At 41.9% G+C, this 520-nt stretch carries 1 pseudogene; it reads left to right on the top strand.

The window, feature by feature from the left end:
- Positions 1-491, top strand: a pseudogene (locus tag R7R24_RS30380) (restriction endonuclease); the annotation flags it as partial.
- Between the last annotated feature and the right edge of the window lie 29 nt (positions 492-520).

Genomic DNA, 520 nt, shown 5'->3' with positions numbered 1-520 from the left:
ATGGAGCAGGCATAGATATAAAAGAGTCTGATATTGGGGTGAAATTCGAAGAGATTACTCGTTCAATTCTAGAGCAGCTTGGAATGAATGTTGACGAAGACTTACGAAAGGACATAAATACCGCCAAGGATAAAGCAGACATCATCATATCTCTAGATAACGATGACGTCATCATTGGCGAGGCTAAGTCATTTAAAAATGGTCAATATGCCAAGTACTCTACAACTTCAAGACAAGTAAAAGCTTACGCAAAGCGCTGCGAACAAAATGGCCACCGAGTTGCTCAGGTACTGATCGTTGCACCAGAGTTCTCTAAAGACTTTATCGATGCGGCAGACATGGATACCGAGGTAAATATATCTCTTCTGGAAGCCAGCGGTCTGCAAAAAATACTCACGGCATACAAACAGCGCAGAAATCCAAACTTCTCACCAAAGTTACTTACCAAGGGTGGTTTACTGAAAGCTGAACTCATATCAAAGTCAATCTAATATGGATGACAGGCTAGCACCTTAGCCTG

It is taken from the genome of Vibrio sp. 704 (assembly GCF_033339295.1).
Note: the sequence above shows the minus strand (reverse complement) of the source record. Positions and strands in the feature narration are given on the sequence as shown.